Raw genomic sequence first — 7,613 nt, 5'->3', positions numbered from 1 at the left:
GTTCGTGTTCTGGTTGGCGTTCGTGTTCTGGTTGGCGTTCGTGTTCTGGTTGGCGTTCGTGTTGGTGCTGCTGCCGGTGTTGGTGTCGACGTTGGTCTTGGTGTCGACGTTGGTGCTGCTGGCCGTGTCGGTGTTGGCGGTGGTCTCGACGCCGGTGTCGGTCTCGGCGTAGGTGTCGGTGTTCACCTCGGTGTTCGTGTCCGGGGCCACGGACTGGTTCGAACCCGAGTTCGTTGCCGGGGCTGAGTTCGGCGCAGTGGTGATCTTCGCACCGGTGTCCTGGCTGCTGTTCGTCTCTGGCGCCGGCGTCGGCTCGGTCTTGATCGATTCGCTGGGTGCGGGCGTCGGCGTCGTGTCGATCTTCGGAGCCGGAGCCGGAGCCGGAGCGGGGTCCGAGTTCGTCGAGTTTTCCGAGTTCGGGCCCGATTTCGCCGACGAATCGCCCTTCGCCCCACCTGTCGACACCGAACTCCGCGACGGCGAGATGTTCGTCCCGGTTGGCGACGTCGTCGAGGTGTTCGCCGCCGTCGGTGGGACGTTCGCCGGTGTCGGCGTGGCGTTCGTCCGGGTTGGAGCGGGGCTGAGGCTCGGCCCATCGACGCTCGTCTGGTGGTTCGAGGGGGAGGCCGCGCCAGTCTGGTCGGGACCCGAGGTCGAATGGACCCCACTCACACTCCCCGCAACCGGCGGCGGGACCGACTTCGTCGAGCTCGGGTCGGCGGTTGTGGCGGGCCCGGCCTTGGTGTTGGTGTTCGCGGCGGTGTTGCTGGTGGTGTTGGTGTTCTGATTGCTACCAGTGGTGGAATTCGAACCGGTATGAGTGCCCGCGTTGGAGTTCGTGTTCGAATTCGCACCCGTGTTGATGCCGGTGCCGGAGCCCGAGTTCGGGGTGGCGTTGAGCCCCGTGCCGAAGTTTGTGTTCGGGCCGGTGGTCGCATTCGGGCTGCTCAGAGGGCCACTGCTCGAGTTCGCAGTGGGGCCCGCGGTCGTGTTCGGGCCGGTGTTAGGTCCAGTGGTGGTGTCTGAGGCGGAATTGGTGTTTGTGTTCTGGTTGCCACCGAAGCCGGGGAGCCCACCTTCGTTCTGGGAGCTCGTCGCGGGCGGTGGCGTCGCCGAGTGTTCACCGCCCGCGACGGGCGGTGGCGTCGCCGAGGTGCCCGTGCCCGAGTTCGCGCTACCCGGAACCGACGGCGGCGGCGTGGCCGTCGCGGTTGTGCCATCCCCCGCATTCCCACTACCCGAAACCGACGGCGGCGTCGCGGTCGCGGTCGTGCCATCCCCCGCATTCCCACTACCCGAAACCGACGGCGGCGGCACCGGATTCCCGGTGTTGACCGAATTCGGCGCCGCAGGCGGCGGCACCGAAGTACCGCCGGTGTTGTTTGTACCGGTGTTGGTGGTGCCGTTGGCGCTGGAGCCGGTGTTCGCGCTGGTGTTTCCCGGACCGGTGCTGGTGTTGCCGGTGCCTGTGTTGGTGGAGCCGGTGTTACCCGCACCCGTGTTCGTGTTGCCCGCGCCGGTGTTGCCGGCACCGGTGTTCGAGTTGCCCGTGCCCGTGTTGCCGGCACCGGTGTTCAAGTTGCCCGTGCCCGTGTTGCCGGCACCGGTGTTCGAGTTGCCGGTCGAGCCGGTGTTGCCGGTTCCGGTGTTCGGGTTGCCGTTCAGGCCGCCGGTGGAGTCGGTGTTGTTGGCGCCGGAGTTGTTGCCGCTGGTGTTTCCGGCTCCTGTGGTGCCGGTCGAGCCGGTGTTGCCGGTTCCGGTGTTTGTGTTGCCTGAGCTGGAGTTTCCACCAGTCGTGTTTCCGGTGTTGGTGTTGCCGGTGCCGACGTTGCCAGTGTTTCCACTACCTGCGTTGCCAGTGTTGCCGTTGTTTGTGTTGCCGGTATCGCCAGCACCGGCATTCCCGGTGCTTCCAGCACCCGTGTTGCCCGGGTTGCCGCCGCCGGCAGTGCCCGTATTACCTGCACCTGTGTTGCCGGCGCCGGCATTGCCAGTGCTTCCAGAGCTGGTGTTGCCCGAGTTGCCGCCACCAGCATTGCCGGCACCCGTGTTTCCGGTGTTACCGGCACCGGTGGTGCCCGTGTTGCCTGCACCGACGTTGCCCGAGTCGCCTGCGCCTGCACTGCCGGTGTTGCCTGCGCCGGCGTTACCCGGGTTCCCGGCGCCGGTGGTGCCGGTGTTGCCGGCGCCGGAATTCGCGCCGCCGGTGGCGCCGTTGCCTGAGTTGGCGCCGGTGCCGGTGTTTGTGCCGCCGGTGGCGCCGTTGCCGGAGGTTGCGCCGCCGCCGGAGTTGGTGCCGCCGGTGTTGGCGAGGCCGGTGTCGCCGGTGCCCGAGGTGGAGCCGCCGCCGGAGTTGTTGTTGCCGCCAGAGCCGCCGGAGCCGCCGGTGCCATTGTTGCCAGAGCCGCCTGTGGCCGGAGGGGGCGGCGGGGGTACCGACAGGTTCCCCAAGCCCGGATTCCCGTTGATCCCGCCCAGGTCGCCCGGGCCGTTGGGGCCCTTGGCGGTCGGGCCGTTGCCGCCGTTGTTCAGGGAGTCGTGGAGGGACTGGCCGGCGTGGTGGGCGCCGTGGGAGGCGGCGCCGGAGAGGCCGCCGTTGAGGGCGCCCCAGCCGAGGCTGTCGGTGTCGCCGCCGAAGAGGGCGGCGCCGGCGCCGCCGACGACGACTTCGGTGGTGGCTTCGTTGGCGGCGGCGCCCCAGACGTTCTTGCCGAACTTCGTGCCGAACTTGTTGTCGAACTTGTTCATGGCGCCGTGGAAGTTGTGGGCGAACGCGCCGCCGATGCCGCCCAGGACGCCGGACTGCATGATGGCCTTGCCGTCGAGGCCGTGACGATTGCCCTGCGCGATCTGGATGACCTGCGCGAGCATCTCCTCCGCGATCTCTTCCGCCGCCTCCTCCGCGGCGGCCTCCGCGAGGTGCGTCGCGAGGTTCATCAGGCGCTGCATGAGCGTCCGCTCGATCTCCACGATCGCGGTGCGCCCCGCCGCGAAGATCTCCGGCACCAGCGGCATCGTGAACGGGTTCGACATCGCCCAGATGATGTCGGCGGCCGTGATCGCGATCGCGATCAACATGCTGTACTTCGACTTCTCGACGTCGAGCGCCTGCGCCCGCAACGCCTGCGCCTGGCCCTGCGCCGCGGCGATGAAGTCCGTGCCCATCGTGCCGAGGTTGTTGGCGAAATCGACGAAGTTCTTCTGCACGTCGCCGCCGACGTTCTCGGCCACGCGGCCCGCGATCTGGTTGAAGCCGGTGCCCGCTTCGGCCACGCGCCGGGCGACGTCGTCCCACTCGTCGGCCAGCGCGCGCATGGCGTCCTCGTCGCCCTGCGGCCAGGCGTCACCCGCGATGATGTAGAAGATCCAGTTCAGGCTCGGATCCACCATCAGGCTCACCGCGGGTTCACCCCCTCAACAAAATAGTCTACAAAGGACTCAGTGGGCCGGCTTGGACGGAGTCGTCGGCTTCAACGCGGTCCCCTCACGCGCCCGCAACGGCTCGGCCGGACCACCGTCGCCACCGCTGTTGACGTCCGAATTCAGCTGCGTGAAGTCCGTCCGCAACGAACTGGCGAGCTCGGTCGCGCCCTCGTCGACGTCGCGGAACGAGTCGGCCATGTCCCGCACCGCCGTGGTCGTGCCGTCGACGGCCTTGGCCCACGCGTCGAGTCCGTTGTAGATCTTGCCGGCCGCCGCGAGGTGCACGTTGGCGAAGTTCGTGCCGTTCTTGTCGTTGCCGGTCGCCGCCAGCACGGTGCTCGGGTTGGTCAGTGCCTGCACGCGCTGCGCGAGGCTGCGCAGCTCGCCCGCCTTCTGGGCGAACCCGTTGGCGCTGTTGGTGAGTCCGTCCGCGTCGACGAAGAAGTCGTCAGTCATGCCTGGGTCCCTTCCTCCATGCCGGGAACACGTCCCGAGAACAACGCCCGCACGTCCACGCGGCCGTTCATCAGGTCCTGCGCCGAGAGCCCGGGCGGCAGCATGGGTGCCATCGCCTCCGCCGAGGCGCTGATCGACTTCTGCCGCGCCTCCTCGACCGTCTTCACGATCACCGCCGCCAGCTCCGCCGGCGCCATCCGCTTGTACACACTGGTGGGGAAGGAAAGTTCGGTCAGCTCACCGGTGCGCGACACCGTCGCGGTCACCTCGCGCCGCGCCGACGTGGCGCTGCTGGTGAGCGAATCCACCTGCTTGCGGTTCTCCTCGAACCGCTCGCGCTGCTGCTGGTAGGCGCCCATGGCCTCGTCCAGCATCTTCTGGTACGGCGAACTCATGCGTTACCTCCTCAGCCGACCGACGCCAGGCCCGGGCCCAGCGCCAGCGCTCCGGTCTCAGGTGGACGGATGCCCCGCAGGTCCGCGGCCGCGAGCGTGCGCGACGCGGCCGCCACCGACAGCGTCCGCGCCAGCTCGTGCGCCGCGTGCACGGTGCGCTCCGAAGCCGACGCCAGCTCGTGAGCCAGCGCGTCCCGGACGTCGTCGGGAACGTCGTGGCCACGCCGGACCAGCAGCCGCACGGCGATCTCCGCCAGTTCGTCCACTGTGTACTCACCGAGCTCCCACCCGACGGTGAACGAGCTCCGCAACGAAGGCACCACACCCAGCAACGCGGCCACCCGCTGCGTCTGCCCGGTCAGCACCACGACCGGGTCGGCCGGACGGCGCGTCACCGCTTCCGCGACGGCCTCGACGACCTCCGCGCCCGAGCTGTGTGTCGCGATCTCCCAGTCACCGTCCACATCGAGCACGAGCACGCCACCGCTGGCGTCGTTCATGGCCGTGCGCACGAGGTGCTCGGCCTGCCCAGGCCACCGCGGGTACAGGTCCGCGGCCACCGAACAGCGCACGAGCTGCCCGACGTTCACCAGCCCCAGCTCCGCCAGGCTCAACGCGTACAGCTTCGCGAACTCCGCGCGCCCGGACCCGCGTTCACCGCTGATCACCAGGTTCGCCAGGTGCCCCAACGGCTGCCGCTCCTGCTTGAGCCCGCCCAGGCGCACCAGCTGGCGCTGCGCGTTCTCCCGCACGCCGGCCTGGCCGACGAGCGTGCGCAGCCGGTTCCAGCCCGTGCTCGCGCCGACGGCCGCCGCCGGGTCCGAACCCACCGAAACCGCCGCCGCGGCCGCGGCCGGCAGCTGCACCAGCTCCGCCCGCAGGTCCTCCGCCGTCAGCCGGTTGAGCTCCGAATCCTTCGACGGCGGCTGCAACGCCAGCCGGGAAGCCTGGTTGTTCACCATGGCCTCGAACAGCTTGCGCGCCACACGACCGTTACCGAACGTCGCGTCCTTCGGCACCCGCTCGAAGTACTCGCGCAGCGCCTGCAGCGCGTCGTCGGTCAGCTCGTAGTAGTGCTTGCGCGTCAACCCGGTGGTGATGGTGACCAGTTCGTCGACGCTGTAGTTCGGGAACTCGATCGTGCGCGTGAACCGCGACGCCAGACCGGGGTTCGACTGCAGGAACAGGTCCATCTGCTCCGAATAGCCCGCGACGATCACCACCAGCGAGTCACGCTGGTCTTCCATGATCTTCATCAACGCGTCGATGGCTTCCTGCCCGAAGTCCGGACCGGACCCACCCGAACCCGCGGCCAGCGTGTACGCCTCGTCGATGAACAGCACACCACCGATGGCCTTCTCGACCACCTCGGTGGTCTTGATCGCCGTCGAACCGATGTACTGGCCCACCAGGTCCTGGCGCGCGACCTCGATCATGTGGCCCTTGGACAGGATCCCCAGCTCCGCCAGCACCGTGCCGTACAGGCGCGCGACCGTGGTCTTACCGGTACCGGGAGGGCCCGCGAACACGAGGTGGCGGCTCATCGGCGGCATCGGCAGCCCCATGCGCTCGCGCATCTGGGACATCTTGATCAGGTTGATCAGGCCGGTGACCTCCTTCTTCACCCCGGCCAGACCCACCAGCGACTCGAGCTCACCCAGCGGCCCGTCCAGCACCTCACCCGCGGCGTCGCTCACGCTCTGCGGGCCGGCCGGCTGGTCGGGCGCCGACGGGAACTCCGAGGACAGCCCGCTCGACGATTCCGGCCGCACCTGGTCGGTGCTCACGTTCTCCACCGTCGCCTGGTCGTCCTCGAGCCGGTGCACGGCTTCGCCGCCCGCGTCGTTGACCACGCAGTCGCGGATCGTCACCGGTTCGCGCGTCTCGACGAGGAACCCGTCGCCGCCCGCGCCGAGCACCTCGCACTCGACCAGCGACCCGCGCGAACCCTCTTCCAGGACAACACCGTTGCGCTTGGCGCCGCGCACGCGGCACCGCGAGGCACTCAGTGCGGAGCCGCCGGCGACGGTGATCCCGTCGGCCTTCGCCTCGGCGATCTCGCAGTCCTGCAACGAACTCTCGCCCGGGCCCGACACCCGAAGCCCACCACCGCGCACCAGCACCGAGGTCAGCGACGAGGGCGTGCTCGCCCCCAGCGTCACGGCGTGTTCGGCGGTCGAGCCCACCCTGATGTCGGCCACGGTCACCCGCGCCGACTCGGTCGCCTCCAGGCCCGCCTCGCGGCCGGTCTCGATCGACGCGTCGGCGAGCTCCATTCGCGACTGTCCGGAGAGGACGATGCCCGGCCCGGCGTCGGTGTTCAGCCGCAGGCCGGTGATCTTCACGGCCGCCTCGGCGTTCACCAGCACCGCCGTCTGCGTCGAACCGCGCACGGTCGCGCGCTCGAACTTCGGCGTCGCCTCACCGTCGACGAGGATCGCGACCGGTGAACCCTCGAACGTGCAGTCCACGAACTGCGGCGCCGCGTTCGCCGTCGCCTGCACCGCGTTGCGCTCGGCACCGGAGAACACGCACTCGCGCAGCAGCGGCGCCGACGAACCGGCCACGTGGGCGGCTTGCATCGGCGCGGCGACGAACTGCGAGCTCGCCACCGAGATCCGGCCCTGGCTTGTGAGATAAAGATCAACATTTGCGCTTTCGCGCACAACCAGGCCCGTGATTGTTGCGCGGCCCTGTTGTTCCACCACCATCGCGGGTTTCTGTGCGCCGGTGATCTCGCAGTGTTCGATTACTGCCACCGCTTCGCCGTTGACGCAGATGCCGTTGCCCTGCGGGCGGCGCACCGCGCACCGGCGCAGCACCACGGATCCGACCTCGGCCACCACGATCCCGGACGACGCCGCGTCGGCGATCTCCGTGTCCTCGATCGTGCTCTGGGCGGGCGAAGCGACGACCACGCCGGCGCCCGCCGAGCTCGTCACCGTGCAGCCGCGCAGCGCGAGCTGGCCCTGCAGGCGCGCGAGCAGTGTCGCCCAGGAGGAGCCGGAGATCCGGCAGCCGTCCAGCGCCGCCTCGCCGCGCACGACGTCGACGGCCACGAGGTTGCTGTCGGTGCTGGTGAGCGTGAACCCGCGCAGCTGCACCGCTTCGGCGTTGGCGACGAGGACGCTGCCTTCGCTCGCCACGACCTCGACGGTGCCCGCACCCTGCTCGGCGACCAGCGAAACCATCCGGTCCACCACGAGGTTCTCCTCGTAGCGGCCCGGGTTCACGCTGATCGTGGCCCCCGGCTGCGCCTGCGCCAGCGCGGCGCCGATGGTCGGGAACGCCCCCGGCCGATCACCGCCGACCACGAGCAACTGTCGGTTCATCGAATCC

The 7,613-nt window shown here is 69.4% G+C and carries 4 protein-coding genes; all 4 read right to left on the bottom strand.

What is annotated here, in order from left to right; translation table 11 throughout:
- Positions 1-3,399: beta strand repeat-containing protein (locus ACFY1H_RS03970; RefSeq protein WP_386944417.1), on the bottom strand; the 3,399-nt coding region annotated here is incomplete at its 3' end.
- Positions 3,400-3,438: 39 nt separating this feature from the next.
- Positions 3,439-3,879, bottom strand: coding sequence for a hypothetical protein (locus tag ACFY1H_RS03965; protein ID WP_366580518.1), 441 nt, complete (start codon positions 3,877-3,879; stop codon positions 3,439-3,441).
- Positions 3,876-4,274: a YbaB/EbfC family nucleoid-associated protein gene (locus ACFY1H_RS03960; RefSeq protein WP_366580517.1), complete on the bottom strand. Its 399-nt coding sequence runs from the start codon at positions 4,272-4,274 to the stop codon at positions 3,876-3,878. Before ACFY1H_RS03960 ends, ACFY1H_RS03965 begins: the two co-directional genes overlap by 4 nt.
- 11 nt (positions 4,275-4,285) lie before the next feature.
- Positions 4,286-7,606 carry a right-handed parallel beta-helix repeat-containing protein gene (locus tag ACFY1H_RS03955; protein ID WP_386944414.1) on the bottom strand — a complete coding sequence of 1,107 codons (3,321 nt, stop codon included), beginning with the start codon at positions 7,604-7,606 and terminating at the stop codon, positions 4,286-4,288.
- Between the last annotated feature and the right edge of the window lie 7 nt (positions 7,607-7,613).

This window comes from Amycolatopsis sp. NPDC001319 (genome assembly GCF_042896185.1).
GTDB lineage: Bacteria > Actinomycetota > Actinomycetes > Mycobacteriales > Pseudonocardiaceae > Amycolatopsis.
Note: the sequence above shows the minus strand (reverse complement) of the source record. Positions and strands in the feature narration are given on the sequence as shown.

What these genes read in the sequence shown, in the direction of transcription:
- ACFY1H_RS03960 (WP_366580517.1), bottom strand. Translation starts at nt 4,274, where the DNA reads ATGAGTTCGCCGTACCAGAAGATGCTGGACGAGGCCATGGGCGCCTAC.
- ACFY1H_RS03955 (WP_386944414.1), bottom strand. Translation starts at nt 7,606, where the DNA reads ATGAACCGACAGTTGCTCGTGGTCGGCGGTGATCGGCCGGGGGCGTTC.
- ACFY1H_RS03965 (WP_366580518.1), bottom strand. Translation starts at nt 3,879, where the DNA reads ATGACTGACGACTTCTTCGTCGACGCGGACGGACTCACCAACAGCGCC.